This window comes from Chryseobacterium sp. C39-AII1, from assembly GCF_039672645.1.
In the GTDB taxonomy this organism is placed as follows: domain Bacteria; phylum Bacteroidota; class Bacteroidia; order Flavobacteriales; family Weeksellaceae; genus Chryseobacterium.
On the sequence record NZ_JBDFPQ010000012.1, the window covers coordinates 37386 to 53942 of the forward strand.

15 protein-coding genes and 1 pseudogene are annotated in these 16557 nt (G+C 33.2%); 4 read left to right on the forward strand and 12 right to left on the reverse strand.

All coding sequences use genetic code 11. The annotated features are described in order from the left end of the window. Positions 1–19 precede the first annotated feature (19 nt). Both ABEG63_RS16500 and lptB read right to left on the reverse strand, forming a co-directional pair. On the reverse strand, positions 20–334 hold the full coding sequence (locus ABEG63_RS16500; RefSeq protein WP_312390704.1) for a hypothetical protein: 315 nt from the start codon (positions 332–334) through the stop codon (positions 20–22). Positions 335–659: 325 nt separating this feature from the next. Further along, positions 660–1385 (reverse strand): annotated as a pseudogene (lptB, locus tag ABEG63_RS16505) (LPS export ABC transporter ATP-binding protein); the annotation flags it as partial. Positions 1386–1523: 138 nt separating this feature from the next. Here lptB and ABEG63_RS16510 point away from each other — a divergent pair. Further along, a complete protein-coding gene (locus ABEG63_RS16510; protein ID WP_267401662.1) occupies positions 1524–2252 on the forward strand; it encodes a hypothetical protein in 729 nt (242 codons plus the stop codon). A gap of 104 nt (positions 2253–2356) precedes the next feature. Here ABEG63_RS16510 and hemB read toward each other — a convergent pair whose 3' ends face one another. After that, positions 2357–3346 (reverse strand): porphobilinogen synthase, encoded by a 990-nt coding sequence (gene hemB, locus ABEG63_RS16515; RefSeq protein WP_267401663.1) that lies wholly within the window; start codon positions 3344–3346, stop codon positions 2357–2359. Between the two features lie 116 nt (positions 3347–3462). Between hemB and ABEG63_RS16520 the strand changes: the two genes are divergently transcribed. The 3 genes from ABEG63_RS16520 to ABEG63_RS16530 all read left to right on the forward strand — a co-directional run bounded on the left by ABEG63_RS16520 (position 3463) and on the right by ABEG63_RS16530 (position 6143). Beyond that, a complete protein-coding gene (locus tag ABEG63_RS16520) occupies positions 3463–3813 on the forward strand; it encodes a T9SS type A sorting domain-containing protein (RefSeq protein WP_267401665.1) in 351 nt (116 codons plus the stop codon). Between the two features lie 106 nt (positions 3814–3919). Next, positions 3920–4831 carry an ATP-binding cassette domain-containing protein gene (locus ABEG63_RS16525; protein WP_346586310.1) on the forward strand — a complete coding sequence of 304 codons (912 nt, stop codon included), beginning with the start codon at positions 3920–3922 and terminating at the stop codon, positions 4829–4831. Between the two features lie 4 nt (positions 4832–4835). Next, positions 4836–6143 carry an ABC transporter permease gene (locus tag ABEG63_RS16530; protein ID WP_312390695.1) on the forward strand — a complete coding sequence of 436 codons (1308 nt, stop codon included), beginning with the start codon at positions 4836–4838 and terminating at the stop codon, positions 6141–6143. 213 nt (positions 6144–6356) lie between these two features. Here ABEG63_RS16530 and ABEG63_RS16535 read toward each other — a convergent pair whose 3' ends face one another. The 9 genes from ABEG63_RS16535 to efp all read right to left on the reverse strand — a co-directional run bounded on the left by ABEG63_RS16535 (position 6357) and on the right by efp (position 16549). Further along, the gene (locus tag ABEG63_RS16535) at positions 6357–7052 is read right to left on the reverse strand and encodes a porin family protein (RefSeq protein WP_312390693.1); all 696 of its coding nucleotides are present in this window, start codon (positions 7050–7052) and stop codon (positions 6357–6359) included. A gap of 16 nt (positions 7053–7068) precedes the next feature. After that, positions 7069–7941: a succinate--CoA ligase subunit alpha gene (sucD, locus tag ABEG63_RS16540; RefSeq protein WP_312390692.1), complete on the reverse strand. Its 873-nt coding sequence runs from the start codon at positions 7939–7941 to the stop codon at positions 7069–7071. A gap of 193 nt (positions 7942–8134) precedes the next feature. Continuing rightward, positions 8135–9157, reverse strand: coding sequence for a hypothetical protein (locus tag ABEG63_RS16545; protein ID WP_346586313.1), 1023 nt, complete (start codon positions 9155–9157; stop codon positions 8135–8137). Between the two features lie 10 nt (positions 9158–9167). Beyond that, positions 9168–10643, reverse strand: coding sequence for a hypothetical protein (locus tag ABEG63_RS16550; protein WP_346586315.1), 1476 nt, complete (start codon positions 10641–10643; stop codon positions 9168–9170). Between the two features lie 15 nt (positions 10644–10658). Further along, on the reverse strand, positions 10659–13004 hold the full coding sequence (locus ABEG63_RS16555; RefSeq protein ID WP_346586317.1) for a hypothetical protein: 2346 nt from the start codon (positions 13002–13004) through the stop codon (positions 10659–10661). 18 nt (positions 13005–13022) lie between these two features. Beyond that, positions 13023–13493 (reverse strand): DUF4280 domain-containing protein, encoded by a 471-nt coding sequence (locus ABEG63_RS16560; protein WP_346586318.1) that lies wholly within the window; start codon positions 13491–13493, stop codon positions 13023–13025. After that, on the reverse strand, positions 13493–14479 hold the full coding sequence (locus ABEG63_RS16565; RefSeq protein WP_346586320.1) for a LysM domain-containing protein: 987 nt from the start codon (positions 14477–14479) through the stop codon (positions 13493–13495). The genes ABEG63_RS16560 and ABEG63_RS16565 overlap by 1 nt, the downstream gene beginning before the upstream one ends. A gap of 383 nt (positions 14480–14862) precedes the next feature. Then, entirely contained in the window at positions 14863–15765 is a 903-nt protein-coding gene (locus ABEG63_RS16570) for an LpxD N-terminal domain-containing protein (RefSeq protein WP_346586322.1), read from the reverse strand. 217 nt (positions 15766–15982) lie between these two features. Then, the gene (efp, locus tag ABEG63_RS16575) at positions 15983–16549 is read right to left on the reverse strand and encodes an elongation factor P (protein WP_267401682.1); all 567 of its coding nucleotides are present in this window, start codon (positions 16547–16549) and stop codon (positions 15983–15985) included. Positions 16550–16557: the final 8 nt, after the last annotated feature.

Sequence of the window (16557 nt, forward strand, 5' to 3'; positions counted from 1 at the left end):
TTACGCTCTCAAAAAAATATCATTGATCTTGTTTCCATTTGTCAACAATTTCAAAAATCTCTTTTCCTAAAGTAAATCCTTTATCACCAGTGAAAATATTCCATTCAGCATTCGGTTGAAACCAACCCCATAATTGAGTAAAATCTGCAATATTATCACCTATTACTTCATAAAATTCCTCAATAAGATTTTCTTTAAAAAAGATAAATTTACCTTCAGAATTGGATAAAGAGATTTCGTTTAAAAGATCTTCTGCTAGATATAATTTAGCAAACAATTCTCCAAGACGATATTCTTCGAAATAATGCTGTTTAGAATAAAATTTACCCTTCAAAAGATTCTGTCGTTAAATAATGTAATTCCGGTTTACTTGCAGCTTTAGATTCTGCCTGCGTCTGCTCTAAAGTATAAATTGAATTAATTTCTTTTTTCTGGAAAACGAAAGAATTGTTGGCGTTTTTATCCACCACTTCATTAAAAATATGCTGAATTTCCGAATTTCCCATAGACGCAAAACTGATATCCTGAAAACCGTGCAACAATCTCAGATCATCAAACTGAGCAAAATTTTCATCTACAAAACTTTGAAACTGAGCTTTTGATTCAAAATTTCCAGCCCAAATATTGTAAGCGTAATTTTTCTTTTTCTCTTTATCAAAAATACTTTGGTAAACGAAGTTTTCTCCTAAATAAGCTTCTCTTACCTGCGGATCGTTTGCCAATTCTTCCGGAAGACCTTCTTTCAAAATCCTTCCTTCAAACATGATGTACGTTTTATTGGTAATCGCCAAAGTTTGTTGTACGTTGTGATCCGTAATCAGAATTCCGATGTTTTTATCGGTAAGACTTCTTACAATTTTTTGGATGTCTTCCACCGCAATCGGGTCTACTCCGGCAAAAGGCTCATCCAACAAAATAAAACTAGGGTCTGTTGCCAAACATCTTGCGATCTCAGTTCTACGTCTTTCACCTCCGGACAAAAGATCTCCACGGTTTTTACGAACGTGTTGAAGTGAAAATTCTTCTACCAATTCGTCACATTTCATCTGCTGTTCACGCTTTGAAAGTTTTGTTAACTGTAAAACTCCCATGATGTTTTCTTCCACCGAAAGTTTACGAAAAACAGACGCTTCCTGAGCCAGATAACCGATACCTTTTTGTGCTCTTCGGTACATCGCATCGGTCGTGATTTCCTGTTTATCCAAGAAAATTTTTCCTGAAGTAGGCTTAACCAAACCAACAATCATATAAAACGAAGTGGTTTTTCCTGCCCCGTTCGGACCAAGCAAACCAACAATTTCTCCCTGCTGAACCTGTACAGAAACGCCTTTTACAACTTTTTTAGGACCGTATTCTTTGATTAAGTTTTCTCCTCGTAAAATCATGAAGCAAATATATAAAAATGTAAACAAGTTTACATTAAACAGAACTTTGTTTATCTCTGTTCATCTTTAACCGAACTTATTTAAAGTATTTACTTTTATTTCCATAATTTTAAAGACAAATCAATTCTCAAATTTATTATGCAAAATAATCAACAACTAACAGATCTTTTAGCCTTAGATCTCGGTCTAAATATCGTTAACAGGCGACCTTATGCCAAAGAAGTTTTCAAATGGCAGGATATGGATCTTCTTCCGCATTCCTCAACAGATACTTTATTATGCGAAATTTTTGAATGGAACGGAAGAAACTGGCGAACAACAGGAAATAATTTAATCGGGTTTTTGTTTTCAGGGGAAAATTTAAATCAAATTAAAAATCAACTCATAAACGTTCCGAAAAATCCGGCTTTGATTCCTGATTTTGAATTTACCAAGGAAAGTATGCTGGAATATGGTCTCTCATTACCTTCCCTATTTAATATCGGAATAAACGGAAATATTAAAAGTGCAAAAGATTTTTCGGTAAAAGTAAATGGTGTTACCAAATCCAGAATCACCAATATCGATTCTCCCGGCGTTGAAATTTTGAGAAACTACTCTGAATTCACACAAAGTAAGTCGAAAACATACCGAAAAAATGTGAAATTCAATTTTTTAAGCACTTCTCTTTTTTATGCTGAAAGTGTGGAAGTTTATCTTGAAAAAGATTCGGGTGTCGCTCTAGATGTAAGTTTTCAAACGCAGGATGTTGAAGTAGAAGCGAAAATCAACACCGATACAAAAAAGAATTTTGTTTTAAAATATACCGGAAATCAAGCGCCTTTTGCTGCAAAATTTACAAAAGGAAAAGATTTTGATATTTCGTGATTAGTTTTGAGTTAAGAGTTATGAATTATGAGTTAATCAACGCTGTGAAATTTACAGAGTAATTTAAACTCATAATTCATAACTTGTAATTTATCACTCAAAAACTATTTGTTTAAGATCATTGCTGCTTCTTTTGCAAAATAGGTAAAAATCATATCTGCTCCAGCTCTTTTAAAGCAAGTCAAGCTTTCGATAATTGTTTTATCATTATCCAGCCAGCCGTTTGCTGCAGCAGCTTTTACCATCGCATATTCACCACTTACGTTGTAAACCGCAATCGGAAGATCGATCGCCTCACGAACTTTAGAAACAATATCCAAATACGGAAGTCCCGGTTTGATCATAATAATATCTGCGCCTTCATCGATATCTTTGAAAACTTCGTTTAACGCTTCTCTTGAATTATGAAAATCCATCTGATACGTTTTTTTATCCTTCGGAATTTCCATATCATCTTTCGGCGCGCTGTCTAACGCACTTCTGAAAGGTCCGTAGAATGAACTTGCATATTTTGCGGCATAACTCAAAATTCCCACATCTGTAAATCCGCTGTCTTCCAATGCCTCACGAATCACTTGTACTCTGCCATCCATCATGTCACTTGGTGCCACAATGTCCGCTCCGGCTTCTGCATGTGACACAGACATTCTTGCCAATGCGTCATTTGTAGCATCATTTAGAATTTTTCCGTTTTCGATAATACCGTCGTGACCGTAGATTGAATAAGGATCCAACGCCACATCGGGCATAATTACCATCTCAGGAAGGGCATCTTTTATCGCTCTGATGGTATTTTGCATCAGTCCGTTTTTATTCCATGCTTCTTTTCCTGTATTGTCTTTTAGGTCTTCTGAAACTTTCATGTAAAGATTGACAGCCTTTACTCCCAAAGAAAATAATTCCTTACATTCTTTCACCGTTAAATCTATGCTCCTTCTGAAAATTCCTGGCATCGACGGAATTGGTTCCTGCTTGTTTTCGCCCTCCATTACGAAGATCGGCATTACAAAATCACTTGTTGTAAGAACATTTTCTCTTACCAAACTTCTTATAGATTCATTTACCCTAAGCCTTCTATTTCTTGAATGTATCATTTTTGGAATACTTTTTGAATAAGTTTCTGCAAATTTAATATAACTTCTACAAAAAACTATTGCAGAATATCATAGAATGTATTAATTTTGTTTATAACTATATGTAATATAATTTGATGAAAAAACTTTTACTTTTATTTATATTTTTAGGCACATTTGTTGGATTTTCCAACGCATTAAGTGCGCAGGTGAGAGAGCCAGGAGCCTTCTCTCAGAAGTCTGATGACGGTGTTCTCGTTGCCTATCCGAATCCTGCGAAGGACTTTCTGATTTTTAAGGCAAAAGATACTTCTTTGAAGATCAAAAGTGTGACTTTTTATTCTATTTTGGGGACTCAGGTTGCCAACTATTCGGTAAATATGAACTCAGGGGAAGTAAATATTGAAAAATTAAAACCCGGAAAATATTTAATACGATATGTTTTAAGTGACAACACACAGAAGGTTACTCAAATCGTAAAACAATAAAATTAAATCCTGATAATCATCAGGATTTTTTCTTTTAGCTGAATTCTGTTTTAATAATTCCGTAACTTTCGGGATATTTTTATACTAATTGTAAAAAAACAATTTAATGCTAAAAGCAGAACATATCAGGAAGACTTATAATGCCGGTAAAAAGATAGCTTTGGATGATTTCAGCATCCATGTTCCAAAAGGCAGTATTTATGGTCTTTTAGGTCCCAACGGAGCCGGAAAAACTTCTTTCATCCGTATCATCAATCAAATTACGCAAGCAGATTCCGGAGAAATAGAAATCAACGGACAAAAGCTTAATCCCAATCATATTAAAGACATCGGATACATGCCTGAAGAAAGAGGTTTGTATAAAAATATGACCGTAGGCGACCAGCTTCTTTATTTCGGAGAGCTGAAAGGCATGAGTAAAAATGATGCACTGAATGAAGCAAAAAAATGGTTTGAAAAGCTACACATCGATCAATGGTGGAAGAAAAAGCTTTCCGAACTTTCAAAAGGGATGGCTCAGAAAATTCAATTTGTTGTAACTGTTTTGCACAGGCCTCATCTTTTGATTTTAGATGAACCGTTTTCGGGTTTTGATCCGGTGAATGCCAATTTAATTAAAGATCAAATCATCGAACTTAAAAATAACGGAACGACCATTATTCTTTCAACTCACAGAATGGAAAGTGTGGAAGAAATGTGTGATTATGTAGCTTTAATCAATAATTCAAAAAAGATCATCGACGGAAGAGTTTTCGATGTAAGAGAAAAATTCAAGAAAAATATTTTCGGAATTACATTGGCTGATGTAGACCATTCTCAACTGGAAAATTTTAAACAAAAATATGAGCTTTTCAATTTTTCGCATGAAAATAATCTGACCTCATTCGATATTAAAAATGAAACCGAGCAGAACCGTCTTTTACTTGATTTGGTAAACGTAGGAAAAGTACGATCTTTTGATGAAAAAATCCCTAGTATGAATGAAGTATTTATTAACGCCGTAAGCAACAACTCTTAATTTTATGAATAATATTTTTTTAATTACAAAAAGGGAGTTTCTTACACAGGTGAAGAAAAAATCCTTCATTATATTAACGCTTCTCGCTCCTATTATGCTGATTGCTTTTGGAGCTGTTATTGGTTTAATGTTTAAAGCCAATGAGTCTCATAATATTATTGAAGTTGTTGATAAAAGCGGTTTATTTAAAAATCAGTTGAAGTCTGACGATCAGCTGAACTATATTTACGTTTCTGCAGCCGACGAAAAATCGAAGATGAATAATCTTAAAAGCAATGAATCGGTAAACGGAATTTTAATTTTACCCGAATTAAGAAATCAGGATTTTAATGATCTTCAAAATAATTCGAGATTGGTTATTAATTCTAAAATAGGTTTTAAGACAAAGCAAAAGATTGTTTCAGACATTAATGAAGTCATTAAAAAGGAAAAAATCAAACAATTGGGTATTGCTGAAACTCAGCTGAATAATCTTGATAAAAGTTTCACTTTGAAAACCATCAATGTTTCAGAAAACAATAAAGAAGATTCGGATCTTGTTTTTGGAGTTAAAAGTGTATTGAGTATGCTTTTGATGTACGTTACTTTCATGTTCATCATTATTTATGGCGTAAGAGTGATGCGAAGCGTTCTGGAGGAAAAAAACAACCGCGTGGTGGAAATCATTATTTCTTCTGTTAAGCCTTTCGAACTGATGATGGGGAAAATATTGGGAGTAACGATGGTTGCTTTAACACAATTTGTTGTTTGGATCACGATGTCGGTAATTGGCGCATTGGTTTTGAATACTGGATTTAATACGCTTCCAAAAAATATTCCGGGAAATGAAGAAGTGATGGGTAAGTTTGATATTTTACAAATAGGAACTCAGGTTTCTCATAGTTTGCTGGAACTGAACTTCCCTTTAATTATCTTCGTTTTCATCGTGTTTTTCCTATTGGGATACATCTTTTACAGCTCGATTTACGCAGCCATTGGTTCTGCAGTAGACAATGAAACGGAAACGCAACAATTTACATTATTTGCCATATTACCATTGATGTTAGGAATGTACGGAAGTTTCTCTTTGATGAATAATCCTGACGGGCCGCTTGGTTTTTGGCTTTCTATCATTCCGTTTACGTCGCCTGTAGCGATGATTGCAAGAATTCCTTACGGAGTTCCGGCTTGGCAGATTGCGCTGTCTATCACTCTTCTTTTAGCCACAACTATTTTCATGATCTTTTTGGCAGGGAAAATTTACCGTGTTGGTATTTTAATGTACGGAAACAAAGCGACACTGAAAGAGATTTGGAAGTGGATTAGAGGATAGGAATAGTTGATGGTTTTTAGTTGATTGTTATCCTTTAAATATTATTAAATTTTGCAAAGCATTATTAAACGAATATCTTTTAAAATTGAGATTTTTCGACTTCACTTTGTTTCGCTCAAAATGACAATCGCAAATTTAAATTTTCAGACTAAATAAAACAAAACTCCCGAGATGTATTTCTCGGGAGTTTTTTATGTTTCAAATGAAATATTCTTATTTGAAGATATAGGATAGTCCTAAACTGATAACCTGCTCAGATTTATTTTTATCAGAACCATTAGGCTCTTTTCTAAGACCTTTATAAGTGTCTGATAAACCTAAATCATATTTTAACGCAACTTCTAACTGTCTTTTATAACTATACCCAATACCTAATCCTACTCCAAAGTTAAAGCTGTTTGCTTTACCATTTACTCCAGGGTTGTTAGGATCTGTTGCATCTGGATCATAGTAAGGTCTTTTTGCAGGAACGTTTTTCACGTTTTGGCTTAACAAGAAGTTGAATCTTGGCCCTACCATTCCAAAGAATTCTGATTCTGCTTCAGAAAAATATCCTTTGAAATAAACAGGAACGCTCAAATAATCGTTAGCGTACACTGCATTATAACCATCTACGTTTTTAGCATCTTTATCCTTTCCTGTTTCTCCGGCTCCGTAGTATAAAACCTCCGGTTGAATATAAAACTGGTTGTCTTTACTGATTGGAATTAAAGCCAAAAAACCTGCCTGAAAAGTATATCTTGGTCCGGAAGGGTTATGTGCATTTTTTACTCTGGAATAGTTACCTCCTGCAGTAACTCCGAATCTTGTTCCGCTAAAAAGACCTCCTCCTTTAGTTGTAGTAGGACCTTCTTGTGCGAAAGACAATGTTGATAGGGCTAATGTGGAGATTAATAAAAATTTTTTCATATGTTTTTGTTTAATTTTATCCTAAAACTTTAGCGATCGTAGCACCAATTTCAGCTGGAGAATCTACTACGTTGATTCCGTTTTCTCTCATGATTTCCATTTTCGCCTGAGCTGTATCTTCAGCACCACCTACGATAGCACCAGCGTGTCCCATAGTTCTACCTTTAGGAGCTGTTTGCCCTGCGATGAAACCTACAACTGGTTTTGTAGAACCACTCGCTTTATACCATCTTGCAGCTTCAGCCTCAAGACCACCACCGATTTCTCCGATCATTACAACTGCTTCAGTTTCTGGATCGTTGATGAATAATTCTAATGCTTCTCTTGTAGTAGTACCGATAATTGGGTCACCACCGATACCGATTGCTGTAGAAATACCGTAACCAGCTCTTACAACTTGGTCAGCAGCTTCATAAGTAAGAGTTCCCGATTTTGAAACGATACCTACTTTTCCTTTTTTGAACACGAAACCTGGCATAATACCAATTTTAGCTTCTTCAGAAGTAATGATTCCCGGGCAGTTTGGACCGATCAATCTGCAGTCTTTGTCAGCGATGTAAGATTTTACTTTCACCATATCCGCTACCGGAATACCTTCAGTAATACATACGATAACTTTGATACCTGCTTCTGCAGCTTCCATAATAGCATCTGCAGCAAATGCAGGTGGTACGAAAATAATACTTACGTTAGCTCCAGCCTTTACTACAGCATCTGCTACAGTATTGAATACAGGCTTTCCTAAGTGCTCGCTACCTCCTTTTCCCGGAGTAACACCACCTACAACGTTTGTTCCGTATTCGATCATTTGGCTTGCATGGAAAGTACCTTCGTTCCCTGTAAATCCTTGTACAATTACTTTAGAATCTTTGTTTACTAAAATTGACATTTTATTATAATTTTAATTTATTTATTATTTTTATTAATGCTCACAAATTTACTTATTTTTCTTTGAACTGATGAAAAAAAAGTAAGTTTATTCTAAGCTTGGCTAAGAATCATAAAATTGCTTTTCCTTTTGAGAGAGAGGATTATATTCTGGAGTATAATAACTGGGATTATATTGATAAAGGAATATTAATTTACTCTTTTATCCTATTAAATTTATAAAATAAATAAGGTGTTTCATTCTGAGCTCGCGCAGAATTTATCAACTTTTCAGAATCTTTTATATCTGTTGAAAATCCATAATATTTATTATTTTGCTTAAATAATAGAACTACTGGCTGTGCCGTTTTATTAAGACTTTTAGATGTTCCTGTATTATTTTGTTGTTTCTTATAGAGTTTAAGTGTATCCCCTGAAATTATATAATCACATTTATAATCTATTACATATCCTCCAGGCGCTTCTGTTGGAAATTCAGATTCCATTCGGTTATCATTAAGATAGATGATTTCATTTGGAGAAATTACCAGCTCATACCATCCAATTCTATTTTTAATTTCATCATAAGATTTTAATGATTCATCATCTGAATTAATAAATGTTCCGACCCATTGATCTAGATTAGACAATTTATTTTTTCTTTGTGACGCTAATTTATTTATATAGTTTTCTCTCCATTTATCTTCTTTTAAAACATCACTTTCATTATGAACATTAAATATGTCTATAGTAACATAGCTGTTATTTGATGAGTCATACTTGTATAAAAATACTTTCCGAGGAATTAATTGAGTATAAGGCGCATCCATATTTGGAGTATATTTTAGAAACTCTTTAGGAATATGAAAAACCCAAATATCAAAATCATTGCTTATTTTTTTGAAAGATTGTTCATTTAAGCTTCTTTCTATAGCTGCATCAACATCTTGATTTTTATATTTATTAATTTGTTGAGCATACCAATTTTCTGCTCCAACTTTAGGTACTAGTATAAATGTAGCTTCGCCATTACTATATTTGTAATCAAAATTTCTGTATATACCATCGTACTGAGTAGAAGTTATACCTTCAAGATCATCAATAGGATAATTGATAAAGTCTAAGTTTTGAGAAACTTTGGTTTCATTGTTTACATTATTTCCCTCCCTATTTTTTTGGCAATTAATCAAAATTGTAAAGAATAAAAAACAAAAAATTATCTTTGCTACCTCTCTCATATTCTATTTTTTATCCAAACAAACGATCCCAAAATCCTTTCTTTTTTTCCGGAAGCGGGTCATCATCTGCAAGAAAACTATGCTTCTTTCTCTCTGTTTTTGCTACTTCATGAAAAACCTGTTCATTTGGTATATATCCTACCCTGCCATCAACTCGTATAAAATCCCAACCAGAGATTTTGCTCAAGTATTCAATTTCATTTTTTACAGTTATCTCTGTTGAAAAACTGTTGAAATCGGCGCGGTCGTAGATTTTTATTTGTGCTATGGAAGCTTTCTGTTTATTTAATAAAGTTTTAATTTTTCTATATTCATTTTCATAAAAGTTTATTCCAATATTTTTTTCTTCTTCAAATTCAACACCTTCTATAATTTCTTTTAAGGGTTGCAATCCATAATAATTATTTTTTTTTATTATTTCTAATATCTCCGGATATTCATTAGTGATATTATATAAAGAAGTACCCGCCTTTGTCCAACTTCCTGCTGTAGAATTAGAATACTTATACTTATAAAATGCCGGACTTTCAATATTTGCAACATATGCAACAATTTTTGCTTTATCTTCTAACGTAAATTTAGATCTTAGATCTTCATCAAATTTTTTGTTTGTATCTTCATGAAATAAATAAAGTAAATAATTTCCCAATGCTTCTATGAATTTGCTTTCGTTTTGATTTGTATGTTTAGCAACATAATCCAATAGCCCCTCTCTAATACTAAGTTTTTTATTACAATCTTTTACAAACAAAATTTCTCCTATTTTTTCTGTAGATACAGGGGTATCAGATTCATATTTTTTAAATAAATCGTTCAAAACCATTTCATTAATTTTCTCTTCTTTATCATAACCAAAAACTACCAAAAGATTTTGTAGAAAGTCTTTATCATTTAGTAATAGCCATACTAAATCAGCTTTACTTTCATTAAATAAATAATTATTCCTATGAAGAGAATTAGAATCTTGAATAAAATCCAATTTATTATTTTCAATTTTCACAAAACTTTCTAACAATGGTAAACTAGAAATTATTTTGTATTCAGGAAAAACAAAAATATGATCATATGTATAATCATCTTCTGTCTTTTCAATATCCGTATCTTTTTCTGTGTTAATCAAAAATGTGTAAAAGGAGCCGTTTCCCTTTTTCTGTGTTAATTTACAGTTTGGCGAATTTTCAAAGAATAATTTTATTTTATTATTAAACTCATCTTTTCCAAGAGGTTTAAAACCTGAACTTACAAGCCCTTTTGCTACAACATAGCCGCCTAATTTATAATCAATATCTGTTAAATGATATTGATGGGAAATATCCGTATCATTTTCAGGAAGTTCGTACATTTTTTGAAGATCAATATGTTTTTTTATTAACTCTATTGTATCATTTGAAGTGAACCTTTCATTTGTGCTATTCATTTGCTTATCTTTTTTTTGACAACTTAACAAATTAGTTATTACAGCAAAAAATATTACTATTTTTCTCATTTTATTATATTTTTATTATCTTAATCCTAAATGAAAATGATCTTGATGAATTTTAGTAGCTACACCTGTTGTATTTAAAATTCCTTTCTTGTACGCATAATTTTTATTAAATCCCCATTTTAATGCTATTTGTAAGATATTTTCTAAAACAGAAACAAATTTTTGCTCTGTTCCATATGCTTTCATAGCTTCTCTCCAAGTTGTTACTCCTCCGTTACTACTTCCTGGATATCTTATATCTATATCATTACCTTTTACGTGACCTTTATGTCCAATATTTCTCCCATCATTTGCAGAAATATCATTAAAATACAATATTCCACTATAGCCATTACTTGGTAACGAATAAAAAAATCCTAATAAAGCTGCACATACTTTTTCTTCAATCCAGTTATCACCACCTTTATCCCTAGCTCCAAACCTTCCCCAATTACTGCTGTTTTCAGGAAAAGGTAGTAAATTATGATTATTCATTTCTAAAGTATATGTTTTTAATATTTTATTTGCATTGTAAATATTATAAACATATTGATCACTTTCTTTATTTATATTTATTTTTTTATACGAAAAACTATCTATGTATATATCATATTCATTCTTCTTTTCTTTATCATTTTTACTATTTTTATTTTTATATGTACATTCTTTCACTTTAAAAACTTTTGATGTTATGTTATCAAAAGCTTTTTGCTTAGGAACATGATTTACCGATTCTTCATTTCCTTTTTCATCAAATATAAATACATCATTTCCCACAAAACTTGAAATAATATCTTCATTTTCTTCGCCTATCATCTTTGATGTTGCTCCCAAAAAATGGAAATAAGCAAGTGAGGTAAAAACAGCAATATCAATATCAGTTCCTACTTTTTCAAATTCTTCAAGAATATTTACGTTTAAATATTTTAAAGTATAAGTATTTATACTTGTATAATTTTTTCGACCCGTAAGCTGTACCATACCTCTACCTCGATAATTCCATCCATCATCTCCTCCTTTGTTCCCTAACCTTTCACCATAAGCAATATTGGCAATCATTTTTTGATCTGCTTTAAAATTATTCTGTTTACTTCTTCCATATTTGAAAGCCAAATCATTAGGTCCATTCGTAATCGCATTATATTTTTGATTAGTGTGAATTCTAAATTTTGAAAATTTTTGGGGAAGAGCTTCTGCTGCATAATCCAAATTTTCACCTTTTTTTAAACTCAATGAATCACCCGACTCTACTTTTGCTTGAGCGAAAAAATGAGCTTTGTTCCAACATGTATTCATATTCAAGGCTCTCATATACTTATTGTATGTATCTGCTACAATTTTTCTTTTCGAAGCATCCGCTTTAGGAAATATACTTTGTAAATCCTCAGCAGTTATATCTTTTTCACAATTTGGGCATCCATTTTTCTTCTTATCCACTTCATCAGGTTTCTCCACCAACACCGGCTTATTGGTTTTATCCACTTTTTTAGCAGGTTCTTTATCTTTTGTCGCCGTGGCAATTTTACTTTCTGCGACATCCCAAAGTTCTTTTCCTTTGTCGAGCATGGTATCCCAAATGCCTTTTTCTTCCTTTTTACTTTTAGGCTTTTGTGTTGCCGGAGAACCTTGGGCTTTTGCTGGATGTTGAGTTTCTTTAGGCTTTTGCCTACTTTCATGTTTTATTGGCGGCGGTACCTTATAAAGAGGATTTTGCACATTTACATTTTCAGAATCATGTTTTTTATTTTTATAATATTCTACCGTAACATAAAATTCTAGCTGACCATCATGCTCCCCTCTCATAGCTTTGGTCATAAGTCCTTTTGTTAGCATAAACTCTGCAACAGCCAATCCGTTTTTAGGGTTTACTTTTGCTTTTGCTGTTTCTACCAAAAGATTCTTGGGATCATGACCTTTTCCCTTCACATCATCTTCCCATAAGGTAAACAACAGTTCTTCATTCGCAAGATTTATACAATGAGCCTTGGCTCTTAATTTTTCAAAAAAACTAAAAACATTGCCTTTTTCATCATCAATATAATGAAGCTCTACTTTATTAATCTGCGGAACTTTACTGGGCTGCGGATTAATGATTAACGACATCGGCTCTTTGCCTTCAGGGTGATTCAGATACGCTTCAAGCCTGTAAGTATACCGCCACGCTTTTTCACCAAACGTAAAATGACTGATTCCTTTTTTCTTAATACTTGTAGAAACAAACTGTCCGCTTTTTTGTTTGATGAATAATTCCCACGTCACATTCATGGGGTTTCTCTCCAGCAAAGGGGTATCCGGATACCATTCTTCAATAGTATAAATCATCTCTTTGCCAACGACCGGAGATGTATTTCCGGATATTCTATAAATTCCTTTTTTAGACATTTCTATACTTTTTTGGGGTTAATAGGCATCTAAACCGTCCAGTTCATCCAACAGCTCATCAATATCCATAAACGGATTAAACAAATGCACCTTCAATGAGCTTGTATTTTCAAGATTCTGTTGACTGAGCTCAATGCTCTGCCCATGCTTTATAATGCTGATGCAGTCTTTTCCTCCTACAGGGCAAGTCGCTTTACTGTCTTCCAACAAAGATTTTCCCTTATTCATTTCAATGGTGATATTTTCGTAATAACCGCTCCATTCGGTAACTGTTGCCTGACAAGGATTGTTATTCATTTTAGAACAGCTTCCGAAACTGTTTTTCTCAAAGGTTGCTCCAAGTTCTTTATTCGTGGCGGCAAGTTTGGTTTTACAATCTTTGTCGTTAATGTAATGTTTATTCTGTGTTTTTACTTTCAGCTTATCAGGAGCAGTTCCGAACTTGCACATACAAGTTGCTCCCTGACATACACGATATTTTGTTGCCATCAGATTTGTGTTTTTTTAATGGTTATGTTTATAATTTCAGTTGCGCTATGAAGATCAACTTCTGCTTCTTCCAGCATTCCATATTCTATATCCTGCTTATATTTTACATTCATCTGAAAATTAGAATTATCTTTTTTTCTAATCTCCTGAGAAATGTAATAATATTTGCTGTTGACATCTTCATTTTTCAACATCACATTTTTTACAATACATAATTCATTCAGCAGTTTTATATATTTTTTACAGATTCCGTCTTCGTAATTCCCCATTCTACCGCGTAACAATAGCGCCCAAAGAATATTAGAATTGAGGTAATCGCTCAAAATATCAGAATTACAAATTTTATAACCCACCTGTTCTATTAACTTACCTCCTATTTCACCTTCAAAAAGTTCTTGTAAATCTGGTTTACGCTGTTTCCATTTTTTCCTTAAAGTATATATTTGATTAATTTTTTCAACTAATCCCTTCTTATTCACATAAATTTCTAAAGGAAAAATACTTTTATTTAATTCTGAAGACATAATTTCAACAGAAAAACTAGGCAGCTTATCATTACATGTAATTTCAGACTGATGAATTCTTAGCGGATGCAATTCATCTTCATTTTTATTAAAATGCTCTACAATTAAAGTCTGTTTATATACATTTTTGGAATCTTTTTCATGAATCGTCACCAAATAACTGCAACTTATTTCCCGACAAGGAAAATCGAAAGTTCTGTTGCGGAGTTTATGAAATTTACGGTCTACGTTTTCCTGTCTTCTTTCCTTACGCTTTGCAATCATTCTTGCAATATCCTCTTTATTCGGAATGAAAATCTCCTGACCTTCATACAAAACTTTTCCTAAATGATTTTTATCTTTAGGAACATGAAGATGATGGAAAGAAAACAACATTTTCACATCCGGAATATCATATAAAGCCGCAATTTCTTCCAGGGTTTCACCTTTTTTTACAAAGTGAGTGATCACATAAATACTCATGGCTAAAAATCTATTTGAAGGTAAATTATAGAAAATGTCGGAAAATAAGAGAGAAGGCGAATGCCATGTAAGTTGTGTTTTTCATCTAAATTAAATTGTGTTTGATGTCTAAAATTACAAAAATAATCGACACAACATCTCAACTTAGTGAAAAATATTAATTTTTAGAATAAAAAAAGTACAGCATGACTGCTGTACTTTGTATTTTTAAACTGAGATTAGAAGTATTCATTGCATAAATGGCACAACGTCATTTCGAGTAGATTTTGAAAAAATCGTATCGAGAAATTATTATTATTTAAAAAAAGTTCTCGATACGTTTTTCTCCATTCTATTACGAAAAACACTCGAACTGACGGATTTTTTTTAATCTTATGTCTTGATTATTTTAAATTCCTCAATTTAACTTCTTTCTTAAGATAGGTTTTGTAATCCTCGGCAAACATACCGATATAAGTGCCTTTTTCAAGATCTCTGTTGACTCCGGTTTTACCTAAAAGAACAGAACCACTTTCGATTTTATTTCCGGAAGCGATACCTACTTGTCCCCAAAGTGTTACCTCGTCGCCAATGATACAACATCCTGCAACTCCCACTTGAGAAGCAATCAAACATTTTTTACCAATAATGGTATCATGCCCAATCTGGATTTGATTATCTAGCACAGAACCTTCCCCAATGATCGTGGAGTCTGTAACGCCTCGATCAATCGTACATCCGTTTCCGATTTCTACATTGTTTTCGATGACAACATTTCCGACAGAAATTAAACGGTCGAAATTTCCGTTGAGTTTACGGTAATAAAATGCGTCACCTCCCAAAACTGTGTTTGACTGGATTACTACATTGTCTCCAATCACCGTTCTGTCACCAATCACAACATTTGGGAAAATAAGCGTATTTTTTCCGATTACAACATTGTTTCCAATAACTGCTGTATTATGGATTTTTGTGCCTTCGCCAATTTCTACATCATGAAGTTCTTCCGTGAAATTATAAATTCTCGTAAAGTGTGTATTGATCTTATTGAAATCTCGGAAAGGATCATCTGAAACCAACAATGCTTTACCTTCCGGGCACTCCACTTCTTTATCGATCAAGATAATAGTTGCCGCAGAATTTAATGCTTTATCGTAATATTTCGGATGATTCACGAAAACAATATCACCTGGTCTTACCCTATGAATTTCGTTGGTTCCCAATACTTCAAATTCTTCTGAACCTACGAATTTTGCGCCGATAATTTCAGCTATCGTTTTTAATTTCTGTGGTTGATGAAACGTCATGTCTTTAAATGATGTTTGGTTATCAACTTTGTCAAAGTTTCGAACTTTGACAAAGTTTTTTGCGGTTTACATTTGCAGCCCAGCCTGAGTGAAGCTCTTTTTGTTTTGGCTGAAAAGCCAAAACAAAAAAGCGGGAACGGAGGATGGAAATAGCTGCCCTAAAAAATAAAAGCTGAAAGTTATGATGCTTCCAGCTTTCTATAATTTTTTTGAATAATTATTCTTTTACTCTTTCTAAGTAAGAACCGTCTTCAGTGCTTACTTTAATTTTGTCTCCCGGCTCGATGAACAAAGGAACCATTACTCTTGCTCCCGTTTCAACGATTGCGTTTTTAAGAGCATTGGTTGCTGTGTTACCTTTCACACCCGGATCAGCTTCTACAACTTCAAGATAAACAGACTGTGGCAATTCTGCAGAAAGCGGAGTTTCGTCAGCTTCTTTCAAAATGATTGTTACTTCTTCACCAGCTTTCATTAGGTTTGAGTTTTCAATCATTTCTTTATTTAAATATAATTGAGAGAAGTCATCATTATTCATGAAGTGGAATCCGTTCTCATCATCATAAAGATACTGGAACTTTCTGGTGATCACTTTTACTTCCTCGATTTTATGACCTGCAGAAAAAGTGTTATCAATAACTTTTCCGTTGGTTACTGATTTTAATTTTGTTCTTACGAAAGCAGGCCCTTTACCCGGTTTTACGTGAAGAAACTCGATTACTTTGAAAATATCATTGCTGTATTCAATACAAAGCCCTTTTCTGATATCGTTACTTGTTGCCATTAATTTTT

Excerpts from the sequence above, each read along its gene's own strand:
- ABEG63_RS16510 (WP_267401662.1), top strand. The coding sequence starts at position 1,524 with ATGCAAAATAATCAACAACTAACAGATCTTTTAGCCTTAGATCTCGGT.
- hemB (WP_267401663.1), bottom strand. The coding sequence starts at position 3,346 with ATGATACATTCAAGAAATAGAAGGCTTAGGGTAAATGAATCTATAAGA.
- ABEG63_RS16520 (WP_267401665.1), top strand. The coding sequence starts at position 3,463 with ATGAAAAAACTTTTACTTTTATTTATATTTTTAGGCACATTTGTTGGA.
- ABEG63_RS16525 (WP_346586310.1), top strand. The coding sequence starts at position 3,920 with ATGCTAAAAGCAGAACATATCAGGAAGACTTATAATGCCGGTAAAAAG.
- ABEG63_RS16530 (WP_312390695.1), top strand. The coding sequence starts at position 4,836 with ATGAATAATATTTTTTTAATTACAAAAAGGGAGTTTCTTACACAGGTG.
- ABEG63_RS16535 (WP_312390693.1), bottom strand. The coding sequence starts at position 7,052 with ATGAAAAAATTTTTATTAATCTCCACATTAGCCCTATCAACATTGTCT.
- sucD (WP_312390692.1), bottom strand. The coding sequence starts at position 7,941 with ATGTCAATTTTAGTAAACAAAGATTCTAAAGTAATTGTACAAGGATTT.
- ABEG63_RS16545 (WP_346586313.1), bottom strand. The coding sequence starts at position 9,157 with ATGAGAGAGGTAGCAAAGATAATTTTTTGTTTTTTATTCTTTACAATT.
- ABEG63_RS16550 (WP_346586315.1), bottom strand. The coding sequence starts at position 10,643 with ATGAGAAAAATAGTAATATTTTTTGCTGTAATAACTAATTTGTTAAGT.
- ABEG63_RS16555 (WP_346586317.1), bottom strand. The coding sequence starts at position 13,004 with ATGTCTAAAAAAGGAATTTATAGAATATCCGGAAATACATCTCCGGTC.
- ABEG63_RS16560 (WP_346586318.1), bottom strand. The coding sequence starts at position 13,493 with ATGGCAACAAAATATCGTGTATGTCAGGGAGCAACTTGTATGTGCAAG.
- ABEG63_RS16565 (WP_346586320.1), bottom strand. The coding sequence starts at position 14,479 with ATGAGTATTTATGTGATCACTCACTTTGTAAAAAAAGGTGAAACCCTG.
- ABEG63_RS16570 (WP_346586322.1), bottom strand. The coding sequence starts at position 15,765 with ATGACGTTTCATCAACCACAGAAATTAAAAACGATAGCTGAAATTATC.
- efp (WP_267401682.1), bottom strand. The coding sequence starts at position 16,549 with ATGGCAACAAGTAACGATATCAGAAAAGGGCTTTGTATTGAATACAGC.